The sequence below is a fragment of the Candidatus Symbiopectobacterium endolongispinus genome, assembly GCF_018777385.1.
In the GTDB taxonomy this organism is placed as follows: Bacteria; Pseudomonadota; Gammaproteobacteria; order Enterobacterales; family Enterobacteriaceae; genus Symbiopectobacterium; species Symbiopectobacterium endolongispinus.
The window spans coordinates 164,669-181,272 of record NZ_JAFJYB010000001.1 but is presented as its reverse complement, the minus strand read 5'-3'; the positions used below and the strand labels follow the sequence as shown (position 1 = coordinate 181,272).

13 protein-coding genes, 1 tRNA gene and 6 pseudogenes are annotated in these 16,604 nt (G+C 48.1%); 11 read left to right on the top strand and 9 right to left on the bottom strand.

Features of this window, described 5'->3' with window-relative positions; translation table 11 throughout:
- Positions 1–23 precede the first annotated feature (23 nt).
- The 7 genes and pseudogenes from JZM30_RS00905 to trmB all read right to left on the bottom strand — a co-directional run bounded on the left by JZM30_RS00905 (position 24) and on the right by trmB (position 4,383).
- The gene (locus JZM30_RS00905) at positions 24–518 is read right to left on the bottom strand and encodes a hypothetical protein (RefSeq protein ID WP_252317245.1); all 495 of its coding nucleotides are present in this window, start codon (positions 516–518) and stop codon (positions 24–26) included.
- On the bottom strand, positions 497–1,591 hold the full coding sequence (locus JZM30_RS00900; RefSeq protein WP_252317244.1) for a hypothetical protein: 1,095 nt from the start codon (positions 1,589–1,591) through the stop codon (positions 497–499). Before JZM30_RS00900 ends, JZM30_RS00905 begins: the two co-directional genes overlap by 22 nt.
- 36 nt (positions 1,592–1,627) lie before the next feature.
- A complete protein-coding gene (locus JZM30_RS00895; RefSeq protein WP_252317243.1) occupies positions 1,628–1,825 on the bottom strand; it encodes a hypothetical protein in 198 nt (65 codons plus the stop codon).
- Entirely contained in the window at positions 1,822–2,277 is a 456-nt protein-coding gene (locus JZM30_RS00890; RefSeq protein ID WP_252317242.1) for a type III secretion system chaperone, read from the bottom strand. The genes JZM30_RS00895 and JZM30_RS00890 overlap by 4 nt, the downstream gene beginning before the upstream one ends.
- Before the next feature lie 301 nt (positions 2,278–2,578).
- On the bottom strand, positions 2,579–3,292 hold the full coding sequence (locus JZM30_RS00885) for a YggN family protein (RefSeq protein WP_252317241.1): 714 nt from the start codon (positions 3,290–3,292) through the stop codon (positions 2,579–2,581).
- A gap of 23 nt (positions 3,293–3,315) precedes the next feature.
- Positions 3,316–3,664: pseudogene (locus tag JZM30_RS00880) on the bottom strand (YggL family protein).
- Positions 3,664–4,383 (bottom strand): tRNA (guanosine(46)-N7)-methyltransferase TrmB, encoded by a 720-nt coding sequence (gene trmB, locus JZM30_RS00875; RefSeq protein ID WP_252317955.1) that lies wholly within the window; start codon positions 4,381–4,383, stop codon positions 3,664–3,666. Before trmB ends, JZM30_RS00880 begins: the two are co-directional and overlap by 1 nt.
- Positions 4,384–4,553: 170 nt before the next feature.
- Here trmB and JZM30_RS00870 point away from each other — a divergent pair, with 170 nt between their 5' ends.
- The 4 genes and pseudogenes from JZM30_RS00870 to ansP all read left to right on the top strand — a co-directional run bounded on the left by JZM30_RS00870 (position 4,554) and on the right by ansP (position 8,688).
- Complete coding sequence (locus tag JZM30_RS00870) at positions 4,554–5,444, top strand: NUDIX domain-containing protein (RefSeq protein ID WP_252317240.1); 891 nt, start codon at positions 4,554–4,556, stop codon at positions 5,442–5,444.
- Between the two features lie 29 nt (positions 5,445–5,473).
- Positions 5,474–5,746, top strand: coding sequence for an oxidative damage protection protein (locus tag JZM30_RS00865; protein WP_252317239.1), 273 nt, complete (start codon positions 5,474–5,476; stop codon positions 5,744–5,746).
- Positions 5,747–5,836: 90 nt separating this feature from the next.
- Entirely contained in the window at positions 5,837–6,910 is a 1,074-nt protein-coding gene (mltC, locus tag JZM30_RS00860; protein ID WP_252317238.1) for a membrane-bound lytic murein transglycosylase MltC, read from the top strand.
- Positions 6,911–7,342: 432 nt separating this feature from the next.
- Positions 7,343–8,688: pseudogene (gene ansP / locus JZM30_RS00855) on the top strand (L-asparagine permease).
- A gap of 51 nt (positions 8,689–8,739) precedes the next feature.
- Here the strand turns inward: ansP and JZM30_RS00850 are convergent.
- Positions 8,740–9,663, bottom strand: a pseudogene (locus JZM30_RS00850) (Orn/Lys/Arg family decarboxylase); the annotation flags it as partial.
- Positions 9,664–9,708: 45 nt separating this feature from the next.
- A pseudogene (locus JZM30_RS00845) lies at positions 9,709–9,891 on the bottom strand (Orn/Lys/Arg decarboxylase N-terminal domain-containing protein); the annotation flags it as partial.
- A 280-nt stretch (positions 9,892–10,171) separates the two neighbouring features.
- Here JZM30_RS00845 and JZM30_RS00840 point away from each other — a divergent pair.
- The 7 genes and pseudogenes from JZM30_RS00840 (at position 10,172) to proP (ending at position 15,970) form a co-directional block, all read left to right on the top strand.
- Positions 10,172–10,492 (top strand): hypothetical protein, encoded by a 321-nt coding sequence (locus JZM30_RS00840; protein WP_252317237.1) that lies wholly within the window; start codon positions 10,172–10,174, stop codon positions 10,490–10,492.
- Between the two features lie 49 nt (positions 10,493–10,541).
- Positions 10,542–10,617, top strand: a tRNA-Phe gene (locus tag JZM30_RS00835).
- A 171-nt stretch (positions 10,618–10,788) separates the two neighbouring features.
- Positions 10,789–11,527, top strand: a pseudogene (locus JZM30_RS00830) (tyrosine-type recombinase/integrase); the annotation flags it as partial.
- Positions 11,528–12,414: 887 nt separating this feature from the next.
- Positions 12,415–13,110 carry a hypothetical protein gene (locus tag JZM30_RS00825; RefSeq protein WP_252317236.1) on the top strand — a complete coding sequence of 232 codons (696 nt, stop codon included), beginning with the start codon at positions 12,415–12,417 and terminating at the stop codon, positions 13,108–13,110.
- Entirely contained in the window at positions 13,103–13,342 is a 240-nt protein-coding gene (locus JZM30_RS00820; protein WP_252317235.1) for a hypothetical protein, read from the top strand. Before JZM30_RS00825 ends, JZM30_RS00820 begins: the two co-directional genes overlap by 8 nt.
- 243 nt (positions 13,343–13,585) lie before the next feature.
- On the top strand, positions 13,586–13,900 hold the full coding sequence (locus JZM30_RS24525) for a hypothetical protein (RefSeq protein ID WP_438801451.1): 315 nt from the start codon (positions 13,586–13,588) through the stop codon (positions 13,898–13,900).
- A 615-nt stretch (positions 13,901–14,515) separates the two neighbouring features.
- Positions 14,516–15,970: pseudogene (gene proP / locus JZM30_RS00810) on the top strand (glycine betaine/L-proline transporter ProP).
- Positions 15,971–16,604: the final 634 nt, after the last annotated feature.

Sequence of the window (16,604 nt, the reverse complement as noted above, 5' to 3'; positions counted from 1 at the left end):
CCCACTACTGGGCCTTTTTTTAACTAGCAGCTCGAAGCACCGCCAAGCAGAGGAAACAAGCAGCCACGCTGCGGATCACTATTCAGCCATTTCGACGCGCTAGCGGTATAGGTTTCCAGCGGTTGGCTAAAGGTTAATTTTTCAGTCAAATCGACATTGATGTCTGAAATGGTCACGCTCTTGTTTTTCAAGCCGTTCTCATTGAACACCAGATGACTGTTAACCGTGGTGGACACCGTGCTTGAACCGCCCGATAAGGGCTGCATGTCATCCCGCGACGAACCCAGTTGCTCCACCGGCCAGATTATCTGGGTTGCAACATCAACGCCGTTGCCCTTGCTCACGGTAACCTTTGTCTGTGGCGGCCCCAGTTTCATCCATCGATTATCGGTAAAAATCACATTGTCAGACTGGTGATTGAGCTCATTAAGCACCTTATTACCTATGTTATTCAGAACATTTTTGGGTGCAATATGGTGTGTCAACGCCAGCAGGCTCATAGGATGGTGATTGACCATGTCAGAAAGCTGTCCGACTTGGCGCTTTTGCCCTTCAGACAGACCCTCAGGTAACGCGAACATGTCTTTGATAATGGAAAACAGATTGCCCCCACATCAACAGCTCTTTGACCATAGCTTTTATGGCTATTATCGATATGGAGAGCCATTCCCTGCCGCAATTCATTGATAAACGACCCGCCAGTGAAATAAGCCCCGGCCTCCTCAGGGTGTTTCACTGGCAAAGAGAAGCCATTTTTCATAAAATCCGTCAGTTCAGGGGAAATAGCATAGTTACCATGATGTTCGAAAGAAACGGATTCAAGTTCATTAAGCCAGTTTTGACCAATGGCGATGGTAGACAACGGCATCTTTTCTAATAATGGTTTTAGTTGCTCATATTTATTTTGGAATTCGCTACGAACCTCTTTAGGCAGTTCGGCAATCATCTTGAACATCTCATCAACCTGTTCAGACTGTTGTGTTTTATGGGCAACGATGGCGAGTTCAACAAGATCGGAGACTGTTTTTTTGTCTCCATTGGCCCCACCCGTTGGTAACCATGTGCTGAATTCATTGAATACTTCTTTTATTTTGGCAGGCAATTGCAAAACATTCCGCATCACTTCTGATTGCAAGCACAGGGATGAAACATGGCTGTAGGTTTCTGCGGTTACGGATGAAATTACTGAACACAATGAAATTTCCGGGACGACTTCTTTACTTTGTGTATAATGCCGCTGTAACTCTTTTGCCGCAATACGGTGCAATGCCGTATTACTTTGATATTCTGCATTATCCAGAATTGTGCGTTTCAATACCGACATAAATGTCGCAGCAATCATCTTTCCACCATAAACACCGGTGAGGGCATTTTCTATTGCCAGTTTCATCACCTGTGAGCCTGATTCCTGCTTTGACCAAACGCATGAAATGCGCTCCAGCGCATGGTCTTGTAACATATCAGGTAGGAAACGCCAGGCAATTTTACTCGCCAGGAAGGTGGAACACGAATTATTACCATTGTATTCCATCAGCAAAGAGACCGAGGGACCAGCTCCCTCTTTTACCTGCGCCATCGTATTATCAAACAATACGCTTCTGCCAAGGCTGACAATTTCAGCGCTTAGCTAACCCAGCAATTTTTGTTCACACGCGTATTGCTGTGCAAGGTTAACCGTACCGGGTAGGATATTCTTCGCCAATGTATCGCGGGTGACCGAGCCAAAAGTGATGCGGTTAACCAGCGTATTAACGACTTTACTGCTGTCCATCGCTTTATAGGTTAGCGTACGGGCAGCCAGTTTCACGCCATCGGAAATCTTCATCGTGTACGTTGATACCTGTTTCTGCTGATATTGGTTTGCGCCATTGTAGGTCGTGAAGCTCGATTGACAATCTTGGGCAGATGCTCTTGCCAGTACTGAACTTGTGTAATGAGTGTGTCGATACGTTTTATCGCGATCTCGGCATCCATATTATCCAACGTGAGCAGATGAAACAGAATGACCTGATTACCGCTGGCATCAAAACCAAACCAGCAACGCTCGGTTGCGACCCCAAACAAATGGATTTGTAACAGCGATGCGAAAAAATCATCGGAGAGAATATCTGCCGTACGCATGACGGGTGAAAAAAGATAGGCCTCGTCATTATGATATTCAATATTCAGTTCAACATTATTCTCAAAGCGGATAGCACAACCTCCGCTATCAACGGCTTTATTAATATCTACATGCATATCGGCAGAAATTGTCTGCAACAGTTCGGTGAAGGTCATGTTAAGTCCTTTGTTAAATAATATACATCCATCACGCTTCGTATTGCATAGGCAAAAGTGAGAAGCTGTAAACGTAAATGCCCCTTAAAGGTCATCCACTTACTACTTCACATTTATTCTTCTTTATTTTTACAACGGCATGAGAGAAATAGAATCAAGTAAAAGAATGATATATGTATAACCATAACTAGCTTTCATAAATCGGCTATACGCCTTGCCAAGTTCCTAGGATAAAGCGGGGGCATAAAAAAGCCACTCTGACGAAATACTTGTTTTCATCAGAGTGGCGCTGTAGGTACGATTACGGCAGGGATTTAAGCAACTGCTTACGCTGGTTTTCCAGTGAAATGACTCGCTGGCATACATCCTTGCCAAAGCGCTGGAACGTGAGTTCCTGGCTGTTCCACTCAGTTTGAATCGCTTGTTGCAGGTTGCCAAGGTTACCCATCATCGCCTGCAACGGATTGCCGCCGCTGGAAAGCTGCTTTACACCCATCTCGTTCAGGCTGTCTTGCAACACGCCGCCAAGGGCCTGCTGCACCAACTGGCGGCCATCCTGCTCCACCTGTTTGACGGCCTGGTGATGAAACGCAATGCCATCGCTGCGCGGCTCGAGAATGCGCGCCATCTGCTGCTTGAGTTGGGTATCCAACGTGGTCAGACGGGCACGCACATTGCTGTCACTTCCCAGTTCCTTAGCAATGACACCATTCAGCGCCACGCTCGCTTTTTCCAGATGCGCCAGTGCACCCTGCTCAATCCACGGCAGTTGCTGACGCAAATCCGCTTGATACGCTTTCGCCTGCTGACGTTGTGCCGCAGTAAGCGTTACTGCCGTCTGGTTGCGGGTGACGTCGCCCTGCGGCGAAATCACCAGATTGCCACTTGCGCCAACCACCTGCACCTGTTGCGGTGTAATGAAGATGTCATTCTGCGGATTCACTTCACATTGATACGGCGCCTGTGCCTGCCAGGACAACAAAGCCAGCAGAGAGAGCATTACCGATCGCAACATGTCGTCTTCCTATAAAAACAGAATCAGGAGAGCAGATTTTCCGGCAGGTCCCACCAGATATCGAACAGTTCGCTAACTTTAAACTCCTGCAACTGTTGGGCTTTCAGCCAGGCAACGACCTGCTCACGGTGCGCATCGGTACAATGGCCGGTCTTCTGCAAGCAGATTAACCCTTCCCAATGCAGATAACCGCTGCCTTCAAATGCCAGGCCAGCCGGATCAATCACATCGTCAACAAACTTATCCAGAGTGGCATCGATGGTATCGACCGGCGTGCCCTCAGCGAAACGCCAGCTTACCGAAAAGCCCAGTTCCTGAAACTCATCAATGTGTAACTTTTTTGCGCAAACGACGACTGCGTTGTTGTGCCATTATTCTATCCTCTCAAACATAAGATCCCACACTCCGTGGCCTAACCGCTGGCCGCGCGCTTCGAACTTGGTTAACGGGCGAGACGATGGGCGAGGAACGTAGTCCTGTGTGGCAGAGAGATTACGGTATCCCGCCACATCGCGCATGACCTCAAGCATATGTTCCGCATAAGGCTCCCAGTCTGTCGCCATATGAAACACACCACCCTTAGCCAGCTTGCGCAGCACCCGCTCCGCAAAGGCTTTTTGTACAATACGACGTTTATTATGGCGCGCTTTATGCCAAGGATCAGGGAAAAAGAGCTGCACCATGGCCAGCGACCCGTCGGGAATCATCTGCTCCAGCACTTCTACCGCGTCATGACACATCACGCGCAGATTGCTCAGATTAGCGTCCTGCGCCGCTGCCAGGCAGGCACCGACGCCGGGAAGATGAACCTCAATCCCTAAAAAATTTTGCTCAGGGTGTTGCTCTGCCATGGTGACCAGCGACGCCCCCATGCCAAACCCGATTTCCAATACCGTCGGCGCTTCGCGACCGAAAAGCGCGGTAAAATCGAGCGCCTGTGCCTGATACTCTACCCCCATCACGGGCCAGTAGTTATCCAGCGCCTGCTGCTGTCCATTGGTTAAACGCCCCTGACGGCGCACAAAACTGCGAATACGGCGCAGCGGACGCCCATCCTCATCAAACTCCGGTGAAATGACGTTATTGATCATAAAAAAACGTGTGCCGATGGCCTGTTCAAATTCGCCCAAAGAAAGGCGCATTATGCAAGGATACCGCGGTTTAGCAAGGGGGATACCTCGGAAAGTTCCGGTTTACAGCACATTCAATCTGTGCTGGAATCGCTGTCAGACTTTTCACCCGGTAAGAGAGTGGCTTTTTTATGATGCAAGCGCAGCCGTTCGCGCAGCAGGTGTTGGCATGGTATGAGCGCTATGGCCGCAAGACGCTGCCGTGGCAACAAGAGAAAACTCCTTATACCGTATGGCTCTCCGAGATCATGTTACAACAGACGCAGGTCACCACGGTCATCCCCTATTTTCAACGTTTTATTGCACGCTTTCCCGATGTATGCACCCTTGCCGCCGCCCCCTTGGATGAGGTGCTGCACCTGTGGACCGGGCTGGGTTATTACGCGCGTGCACGCAACCTGCACAAAGCCGCGCAAAGCATCGTGGAGCAACATGGCGGAGAGTTTCCTACCACATTGGACGCCGTTTGCGCGCTACCGGGTGTCGGGCGTTTTACCGCGGGCGCAGTGCTGTCCCTTTCTCTCGGTCAGCATCACCCGATTCTTGATGGGAATGTAAAACGCGTGCTGGCACGCTGCTACGCGGTAGCCGGCTGGCCGGGTAAAAAACCGAAGCAGACGTTACCGGAAAAAAGCGCCTGGTTTCTATTACTGCAACGAGGTAATGACGTATGGCTGCAACAGCGGCCTGCGACCGGGTTATGGGGAGGATTGTTTTGCTTTCCACAACAATTCAACACCCATGATGATGTGGAACCTTGGCTGCAACAACGCGGTCTGAAAATCACAGATGTGCAGCAATTGGTGTCGTTTCGCCACACCCTTAGCCATTTCCATCTGGATATTGTTCCGCTCTGGCTCGCATTACCCACTGACATTCCTCACGCTTTGCACCATGCTTGCATGGAGGAAAAGACTGGTCTCTGGTATAACTTGGCGCAACCGCCCGCCGTTGGGCTGACTGCACCGGTGGAACGACTATTACGTATGTTAACGCTACACTCCGGCGGCAGTTTGATCTGACCAGCACGCGTTATCCAAGAGGAATCAGCATGAGCAGAACTATTTTTTGTACTTTTTTACAACGTGAAGCCGAAGGGCAGGATTTTCAGCTTTATCCGGGAGAATTGGGCAAACGCATCTATCAGGAAATTTCGAAAGAGGCGTGGGCGCAATGGCAGACCAAGCAAACCATGCTGATCAACGAGAAAAAGCTCAATATGATGAACGTGGAGCACTGCAAACTTCTGGAACAAGAGATGATTAAGTTCCTGTTCGAGGGTAAAGAGGTCCACATCGAAGGCTATACCCCTCCCAGCGCATGATATCAGGGCCTTGTGGCCCTTTCGTCTCTTTATGCTGACACCGCGTTGCTAATGAACCGTTAATAACAAGATACTTATAACGAATCATCTATGAAGAAATTGCTAGCGTTGTTGCTCGTTGCGCCCTTGCTGATCTCCTGTTCCGGCAAGCGCGGCGATCTCAATAATGAAGAATTCATCAAGGATACCAACGCCTTTGACATTCTGATGGGGCAGTTCGCCCACAACATCGAGAATATCTGGGGCCTGAACGAAGTGCTGATTGCCGGCCAGAAAGATTACGTCAAGTATACAGATCAATATCAAACCCGTAGTCACATCAACTTTGATGCCGGTACGATTACTATCGAGACCATTTCAGCGACCAATTACGTCCCGAGTTTACGCCAGGCCATCATCACCACACTGTTGATGGGCGATGACGCCAGCAATACGGACCTCTACTCTGACGCCAATGACATTCAAATCAGCCGTGAACCAATGCTGTACGGCCAGGTGTTAGACAACACCGGACACCCCATTCGCTGGGAAGGGCGCGCCGCCAGCTTTGCCGATTATCTGCTGCAAAACCGCTTGCAGAAACGGACCTCCGAACTGCATGTGATCCGGTCTGTCACTTTCCAACTGGTGCCAAACCATATGGACAAACGTGCGCATAAATATCTGCCGCTGATCCGTCAGGCTTCCGAACGCTATGGCATTGAAGAATCGCTGATTCTGGCAATCATGCAAACCGAATCCAGCCTCAACCCTTACGCGGTCAGCCGTTCTGACGCATTAGGACTGATGCAAGTAGTGCAGCACAGCGCCGGACGTGATGTGTTCAAGAGCAAAGGAAAATGGGGGCAGCCGAGCCGTAGCTACCTGTTCGATCCTGAGAATAACATCGATACCGGCGTGGCATATCTGGCGATTCTGAAAAACACCTATCTGGGTGGTATCGAGAACCCTACCTCACGTCGCTATGCTGTTATTACGGCGTATAACGGTGGTGCGGGCAGCGTGCTGCGCGTATTCTCCAGCGACAAGGACAGGGCCGTTAGCCTGATCAACCAAATGTCGCCGAGTGAAGTCTACGATACATTGACCACCAAGCACCCGTCAGCCGAATCGCGGCGCTATCTCTACAAGGTCAACTCGACGCAGAAAAACTATCGCCGTTAAAACTGTCACGGTTAAAACCGCAGCGGTTAATCAACGTCCCCTTTTGGCATAACCATGCGCCAGAAGGGGATTTTTTCAGATAACGCCTATCAGCCTTTCGTCCGGTTCCCACACGCCCTTTCCACATGCCATACTTTCACGCGTTTGTCCGCCGCTGACGTTTTTTTGCCAGCACAGACGAGAAAGGGTAGCATCGCTGCCCGAAACAAACATAACAAAGGGTTATGACTGCGGAGCGAGGAGACGCAAACCGCGCACCTGCATGACAGCAACGTCAAACCAAACGCCATCAGGCATGAAAGACCAGCAGGAACACAAACAGAGCATGACACACAACAACACAACAGATGTGACGCATCAGACCAGCAAAAAAACTGGCTCGACTCCCACGAAAAGGGTTATCAGAAAAGCATTAGCAAACGCCACGTGCAGATGATCGCCATTGGCGGCTCTATCGGTACCGGACTGTTTTTAGGCGCAGCTCGCCTGCAATTGGCAGGCCCTTCACTGGCGCTGGTGTACTTGACCTGCGGTATTTTCCCTTTCTTTATCTTGCGTGCACTCGGTGAGTTGATTGTTCATCGCCCTTCCAGCGGCAGTTTTGTCTCTTATGCAAGAGAATTCCTCGGCGAAAAAGGCTCGTACCTTGCAGGCTGGATGTATTTCCTTAACTGGGCGATGACCGGTATTGTGGATATCACGGCGGTTGCGCTCTATATGCACTACTGGGGAACCTGCCGCAGTGGGTGTTGGCTTTAGGCGCGCTATCCATCGTTACCACCATGAACCTGATTGGCGTGAAATGGTTCGCGGAGATGGAATTCTGGTTTGCCTTGATCAAGGTAGCCGCCATTTCGCTGTTCCTGATTGTTGGTACGGTGTTTTTGGCAAGCGGTCACCCTGTTGCGGGCAACCCAACCGGTTTTCATCTCATCAGTGATAACGGCGGCCTGTTCCCCCACGGATTATTGCCCGCATTAGTGCTGGTTCAGGGCGTGATCTTTGCCTTTGCCGGCATCGAAATCATCGGCACTGCCGCAGGCGAAGCCAAAGATGCCCGACGCATTCTGCCCAAAGCCGTTAACAGCGTTATCTGGCGTATCGCCTTGTTTTACGTCGGCTCCATCGTGCTGCTGGTGTGTCTGCTGCCGTGGAACGCCTATCAGGCCGGGCAAAGCCCGTTTGTCACCTTCTTTAGCAAGCTGGGCGTCCCCTACATGGGGGATGTGATGAACGTGGTGGTGCTTACGGCAGCGCTATCCAACCTGAACTCCGGCCTCTATTCGACCGGACGCATTCTGCGCTCGCTGTCTCAGGGTGGCTCAGCGCCGCACTTCTTGTCGAAAATGAGTGCGCAGTCTGTTCCCTATACCGGCATCATGGTAACGGTGGTGATCCATATCGTTTGGGTATTCCTTAGCTATATTGTGCCGTCGCAGGTGTTTGAGATTGTGCTGAACATGGTCTCTATCGGCATCATCTGTTCCTGGGCATTCATTATTTTGTGCCAGATGAAGCTGCTCCAGGCCATCAAACAGGGTAAAGCGGAACTCGTTTCATTCAAGATGCCCGGTGCACCGTTTACCTCCTGGCTGACACTGCTGTTCTTGCTGGGCGTGGTGGTGCTGATGGCGTTTGACTACCCGAACGGCACCTGGACTATTGCCTCCACTCCGGTGCTGGCTATCCTGCTGATTGTGGGCTGGTATGGGCTGAAAAAGCGTCGCGCTGCGGCTAATGGCGAAATCGCGGCAACCCCCGCGTCTGCCACCGAATAAAAAAACGGCGCGAGGGTTTACGCCTCGCGCCGCTAATACCGTTAATAGCGATTATTCCTGAATCACATGCACACACAGGCGCTTGCTGCCATCTTCCTGCTCAACGCTGTAAACGCCTTGCAACTCCGGTGAGAAACCCGGCATCCGGTTAATGCCTTCTTCTAACGCCAGGAAGTAACGCAGCACCGCACCGCCCCAAATTTCTCCCGGCACTACACACAGCACGCCCGGCGGATAAGGAAGCGCACCTTCTGCCGCGACACGACCTTCAGACTCGGCCAGTGGGATCAAATCTACTTCTCCGCGCACAAAGGCATTGTTTGCCTCTTGCGGCAGCATCACAGCACGCGGCAGCGTCGCTTTGCGGAACATGGCTTTCTGCAAATACTGCACGTTATGACTGACATAGAAATCATGCATTTCCTGACACAATTGGCGCAATGTATAGTCAGAGTAGCGCTGTTCATACTTGTGGTAGAGATTCGGTAATACTTCACTTAACGGCGCATCGCGCGCAATCAACGCTTCAAAGCGGACCAATGCCTCCACCAGATGCGCCAGCTTGGTGCTATCTTCCGCTGGCGTCAGCAGAAACAGGATCGAGTTAAGATCGCTTTTCTCTGGGATGATGCCATGTTCACGCAGATAGTTGGCCAAAATGGTGGCCGGAATACCGAAATCGGTATATTCACCGCTGCTGGCATCAATACCGGCCGTAGTCAGCAACAGTTTGCACGGATCGATAACATACTGACCTTGCGCATATCCTTCAAACGCATGCCACGCTGCTCCCGGCTCGAAATTGAAGAGGCGCACATCCTGCGCAATGTCGTCCGTGGCGTGATTCTGCCACAGCACGCCGTAGATCAGATCTGGAACAAAAGGTTTGATCAATGAACAACGGGCCAGTAGTTGCTTACGGGTATCGATACCTTGCTTGATGCACTCGAGCCATAAGCGACGACCACTGCTGCCTGATGGCAACGCTTCCTCTGCTGAATACCAAGGCTCGTTCACCACGAATGCAGGAATGCCAAAACCGGTATGCTGCAACAGCGACAACACCACACATCGCGCCTCTTCAAGAGAAACGACAACCGCGGCCACATCAGTAAAGTAGGTTTGACTCAGGGAGACAATTTCTCGCTGGGTATGAAGACGGCTCGCAACCGTCGCGTTCGCTGCAATTTTTAACTGTTTCATGTAACCAAACCCAAACGCTTAAGGATGAGTAGTGGCGCAAAGGCACCGTGTAAAGCGTCATCACTGTCAGGCCTAGATGGCATACCCGCAGACTAAAACAGATATACATTAATCTTATGACAAGACCAGACGGTGCGACTGACAAATACCGCTTTTTGCCTATACGGCTTAACACGCAAGGAGAAACTGGATCCAGCCCCGCCCGATAGACATCAGTAAAATCAGAGCGATGCGCTGTTCTTACTCATGCCTAACAGTGAGCATCTGAACGCCTCACCGCATGGTGAAGGAGGATAATAGAGAGAATGCAGACAAACGGAAACCGAACACACAAGCAGGCATCATCGACAGCCCGGCGCGTACAGCCTGCACCTTGCGCAATGAATCTGACATAGTGACGTCCTATTTAACCGCTCGTGAATGGGGAGTAAAAAACGGCGTTATAGTGGCACGGTTTTTTTTTGCAAAAACAATACGCCCAATAGCAATTACGCCGAATAAGAAAACGTTTGCCTGGCAGGTATTCAAACCCAGAAAAACCATTTTTGCTGTAAAAAATCACGTCACTGCTCGAATTCACAGCATTCGTACGGGAATGTGATATAAACTCATTGACGGCACTGACCCAATACGGTTTAATGCGCCCCGTTGCCCGGATAGCTCAGTCGGTAGAGCAGGGGATTGAAAATCCCCGTGTCCTTGGTTCGATTCCGAGTCCGGGCACCACTTCTCCTTTTTTATGCCTCCCTATACGTTCCTATAAATCCCTATGTGTTTGTAATGTAACCAAAGTGGCATAAAAATCTTTCCCGATGCATTCTTAGTTATCCCTAGGTATCCGGAAAAAAGTGGGTCAAATTACGGGTCATTCGGTTCGATGAACGGAGTGACCCGCCCATGTTAACGGATAGCAAGATCCGTTCAGCCAAAAACCTAGAGAAATCATACAAGCTCACCGATGCGTTAGGGCTTTATCTAACGATATCTACTCATGGCGCTAAGCGGCGGTATTTCCGTTATACCTTCGACCGTAAAGAGAATCGCCTCGCCCTCGGCGCTTACCCGTTGATTTCATTGGCAGCAGTCCGTGAAAAGCGCGATGCGGCGCGCAAGTTGCTGGCATCTGGACTCAGCCCTTTTCAGCTTCGTAAATCGAACAACCCCACCGTTGAGGAATCCCGCACCTTTCGGTATATCGCCACAGCGTGGCACACCAGCAGCCTTAAGCTCTGGTCGGAAGCCCACGCCGATAAAATTCTTACCTGCCTGAAACGCTACGTTTTCCCCGCGATTGGGAGCGATGGATATCGCCCATATTGAAACCCGCCATCTGGCACAACTGGTTAAAGCGATTGACGATAAAGGCGTGCATAACGTCGCTAGTCGGGTACGCCAGTATCTGACCAAGATCATGCGCCATGCGGTGCAGTAAGGCGTGATCAAATACAATCCAGCTTACGATCTGAAGGGCGTTGTGACCCCGGTTGTGACCAAACATCACCTTGCCCTGCCGTTGAAACGCCTACCAGAACTGCTGGTGAAGATTGATAGCTACCAAGGTCGGATGCTAACTCGACTAGCGCTGGAATGTAATCTCCATGATTTCCTGCGCGCCAGTGAGCTTCGTCTTGCCCGCTGATATCTGTAATATCGTCCCATGGAACCAGCACATTCATGCTGTCAAGAAAGCGGGATTTACGGGAGGAATAGCGGGAAATGACTGGCATCGTAAAAACTTCATGATAAAGAGAGTGTTATACTCTAATAAGTCACAATTAAATCGCACCTTCCTTAATCCTCTGAGAAAAAAGTTATAAGCGGTTATAAAATGTTTCCTCCTAGCCCGATCAGATAAATAGCTCTAAATCGAGCAAGGTTGAGTGCTAAATGGACTATTTAGCTGAGCTGACCATACGTTATTCAAGCAAGGGACTTTTAGTATTTAGTGACATAAATAGAGGGAAAGGGCTCAATGAAGGATACAATGTTTAGTTTTGGGATAATGTAAAGAGTCAATATATAGTCTATTTATCGCGACTAAAATCTTTTGAAAGCAAACAACCTGACATTGATTTCCAGCATGGAGTAAAGGTCATTTTTTGATGCTATTTACTATGTTCATTATGATTGCAATCATTTACCATAATTACTCTACAGCTTTATAATTTATCATGTTTTTAAATAACCATGAGTATTATTTATACATGCAAACATCTAAACACATTCATGGATTGTAAAAGGAGGTTGTCACTTTTTGTGTGAGTTTATTACCGTTCTTTTGGCGGAGACATATATTACATAGTTTACTATCAATGAAGAACCGTGCTTGAGAGAAATATATGATTTCTTGAGGGTAAATTATACAACTAAAAGAGATGATTAATGATGCTCCCATCAGTAAGCAACAATATAACCACTTCAGCACTTGAGCCCTACGGTAAGTGCCAAACGAGTCCGTTAACGACGGCTCATGCGATTAGAAACTCGCATCTTAAATCGGATGGGGGCCTCACGTTCCGACCTATGAGCCATCTTTCTTGGTTTGAAGATGAAAATATTGCATCGTGTAACAGTAGAATTGATTTTATAAACCAGGTTGCATCAAAAATCGAACAGGAAATGCCGTCACGTAATTCACCAATAACATTAATATCATTAGGTTCTGCTGGATTACTGACGGAGTTTTTTATACATGAGCAACTTAAAAAGTCAGGCTATGAAGATATAAACTGGAGAGTTATTGATACAGAATATAAAAATGATGGTTTCAAACAGAGTCTACATGAGTTTAATAAGCAAGTTAATAGTAATTGCAAATCATTTAGGACTGAGCAAGAATACTTAAGTGCGTCATCTGGAAATATCGAATTAGCTGAAAGTGATAAATGCAAGGGAAATGTTGTTGTTTTATCCATCAATCCTCCAACAGAGTTATCAAAGTTTTCTGATGGCTACAATGATCCTGAGTGCTTGCTTGTTAAGGGGACAACTGTTGAGAAAGCTGGGGATGCAAATGAAATTTGTTTGACAATTGCGGGAAATGATTACAAAAACGAATTAAATAAGATACCAGTTGTATTATCTGAACCGGGACAAATGGTTAGACTCGACTCTGTGCTAAAATATTCAATAAATAAGTCTGGGGGATGCGAAGTTAGCCATAGCAAATCTGCAAAAGGTATTTTTATGTATATTGGAGTTAAACCTTTTTTTGGATAAGCTTTTTAGAAGTGCTGCGGCGGTAAAGAAGGGTGTCAAGTTAGGCAATATAAAGAAAGTGTTTGACATGTATATTAAAAGTGTCTCAGATAAAATGTCAGGATTAAGTTTTTTTGTGTCTGATTACGATGTTGCTATAGCTAAGTTACACGACTATTTTATTGATGGTAACAAAAAAGTACTTTTTGCTTCTTTCGTGAAAAATGAAGTTTCTTTTGAAAGGAAAGAATAACAAAGCTGTTGGTTTATTCTCTGTTAATAATTTAGTGACTAGATGTGAGCATTTCTTCATCTGACCTTGAGGTCATTTTTTTAACCAAGAATGGCCAGAAAGTTGGCGAAGGGTTAGGGAGGTGATTTTCGTATATCCAACGAATAGTTAAGATAGGCAAGCAAACTCTTCTATTTTAATTTTCGCCAGCCTAGCGGCCTTGCGTCACTCTCCCGAGCACCAGATATACCGGGAGAGCAGCTTATGCGCCATACAATTACCCGCTGCGCCCTGTTTCTGGCAGTGCTACCGTACCAGGCGTTGGAGAAAGATGAACTGACGAGTTTCAATGATAGTACCCGCAAGGAAATGCAGTACCCATTCCCTGATACCCTGTGGGAAGAAATGGGCTTGCGCTGGCTGGTCAGTCCGCGTAACGCAGCGTTGTCCGGCAGTGGGCCCCCCGATGCAACAGGTAGTGCCGATACCACCTCAGGGCTTGGTACTCTCAAGAGCCTGATGTCTACCCTTGAGCTGAGCGTTAAACAGATAGAAGTGTCGCCGGGTTCGATACGCTGAAGCAGGCATTGCCAATGATTCAGGCGTTGCTGCAAATGATGATTATCACAGTCATCTCGGAGCTGATGATGTTTAGTCACCCTCTCATTTGCGTTGTTTGCGCTGACATTTATCACCTTCTGGTGGGAGCTGGCTGGCTTGACGACGTTAATCACCATCCTCCACGACAGCATGGCAAATCAAGGGGGCCACAAACCGTCATATTCCACTGGCTGGTTTCTTCAACTCAATGACCGACGGTTGGAGCATGGACCTGATGTTGGGAATGATGTATGTCGTCCTTCCGATGTTTTGGATGTGTATGCTGAGCTGGATTGATGTGAATTTGGGAAGTGCAATTCAGGCTGGGCTCAAAAAAGGGAACAGGTGTGCGATTGGTGAATTTATTAACCATAAACGTTACCCAGGGGCAACGTTATCCATAGGGAGATTGTTCATTTTCCGCCTGATGAATGCGCTAACAGATTCAGTTTCGCCTTCCTAACCGGACCTCAAAAGTAAACCTGCTACGCTTGTTAGCGGAATCGTGTCTGAATATTCCCGACGATCAATGATGACATTCACGCTGATTAATTCAGCTTGTAACAAAATAAGGCTTGGTCTATGAGGGCAGTTATGCTGAAAAGGAAAAAAGTAAAACCGATTACGCTTGGCGATGTAACAATTATCGATGACGAAAAACTGCGTAAGGCGATTACTGCCGCTTCGCTGGGCAACGCGATGGAGTGGTTTGATTTTGGTGTTTATGGTTTTATTGCCTATGCATTAGGTAAAGTGTTTTTCCCTGGTGCTAATCCCAGCGTACAGATGATTGCAGCGCTTGCAACGTTCTCCGTTCCTTTTCTGATTCGACCGCTTGGCGGATTATTCTTCGGGATGCTTGGAGATAAATACGGTCGCCAGAAAATCCTGGCTATCACGATTATTATCATGTCGATCAGTACCTTCTTAATTGGCCTGATACCATCGTATACGTCAATTGGTATATGGGCCCCCATCTTGCTGCTGTTATGTAAGATGGCGCAGGGCTTTTCGGTTGGTGGTGAGTATACTGGCGCATCAATTTTTGTCGCCGAGTATTCACCGGACCGTAAGCGTGGGTTTATGGGCAGTTGGTTGGATTTCGGTTCAATTGCCGGTTTCGTAATGGGTGCGGGTGTGGTGGTATTGATCTCTACTGTGGTTGGTGAGGAGAATTTTCTCGACTGGGGCTGGCGCATTCCGTTTTTCATTGCATTGCCATTAGGGGTCATTGGTCTTTATCTGCGTCATGCGTTGGAAGAGACCCCTACCTTTCAGCAGCATGTCGATAAACTGGAGCAAGGTGACCGCAAAGGCTTACAGGAAGGGCCAAAAGTCTCCTTCAAAGAGATTGCAGCTCACCATTGACGCAGTTTGTTGGCATGTACTGGTCTGGTGATTGCCACCAACGTGACTTACTATATGCTGCTTACTTACATGCCGAGCTACCTTTCACACAACCTGCACTACTCGGAAGATCACGGTGTACTGATTATTATCGCTATTATGATCGGGATGCTGTTTGTTCGGCCAGTTATGGGGCTACTAAGTGGCCGTTTTGGTCGTCGCCCGTTTGTAATCATTGGCGGGATCGCGTTATTTGCACTGGCAATTCCGGCGTTTATTCTTATTAACAGCAACGCTATTGGTTTGATTTTCGCCGGTCTGTTTATGCTGGCGGTTATCCTCAATTGTTTTACCGGGGTGATGGCTTCCTTATTACCAGCGATGTTCCCGACGCATATTCGTTATAGCGCGCTAGCGGTTGCATTTAATATCTCGGCAATGGTTGCTGGCCTCACTCCGACCCTTGTCGCCTGGCTTGTGGAAAGCTCCCCGAATCTGATGATGCCAGCTTACTACCTGATGGTAATTGCATTGATTGGTATTATCACCGGTATCACCATGAATGAGACAGCGAATCGTCCTTTAAAAGGGGCGATACCTGCCGCTTCCGATATTCAGGAGGCAAAGGAAATTCTGGGTGAGCACTACGATAACATCGAGCAGAAAATCGAAAATATCGATCAGGAGATTGCAGCGTTGTAGGTGAAACGGTCGCGCCTGGTGCAGCAGCATCCAAGGATTGATGATTGAACACAGGCTTTTCATAGACAGTAGAAATTGAAAAATATCATATCGCTCTGCAATATTGGAACTTTCCTTTAATAAGACTCTAGTTTTCGCGATGTATTATTTCAATAGTCTGTGTCATGCATATGTGGATAAAATACAACTCGAATAAAAAGAAAGGATTTAGGGAGGTGCGATTTAATCGTAACTTATTGAAGTATAACACTCTCTTTATCATCACATTTTTACGATGGTAGCCACTTCCCGCTATTCCTCCCGTAAATCCTGCCCTCTCGAGCGCATGAAAATGTTTGATATCCATAGCAACTGTTTTCCCAGTTACTGACAAGCGCATGAGTAATCGAATGATTTATCGATCCATTTATCAGATCCTTTAGCCTTAAATTTCGTAAGGTTGATAACCTGCCTGATTGATCTCTTCTCTGAGTTCAGTATTGGTGGGTAGGATCAATAACAGCAGATGCCAACATGGTTCGGGCATTCAGGTATCACCGTATAAATATCAATGTCGGTATTATCAACGGTTCGAAAGTGTGTAGATGGCTCGTAACGATTCGCACGGCTATTGGATGATATCCCAATAAACGCG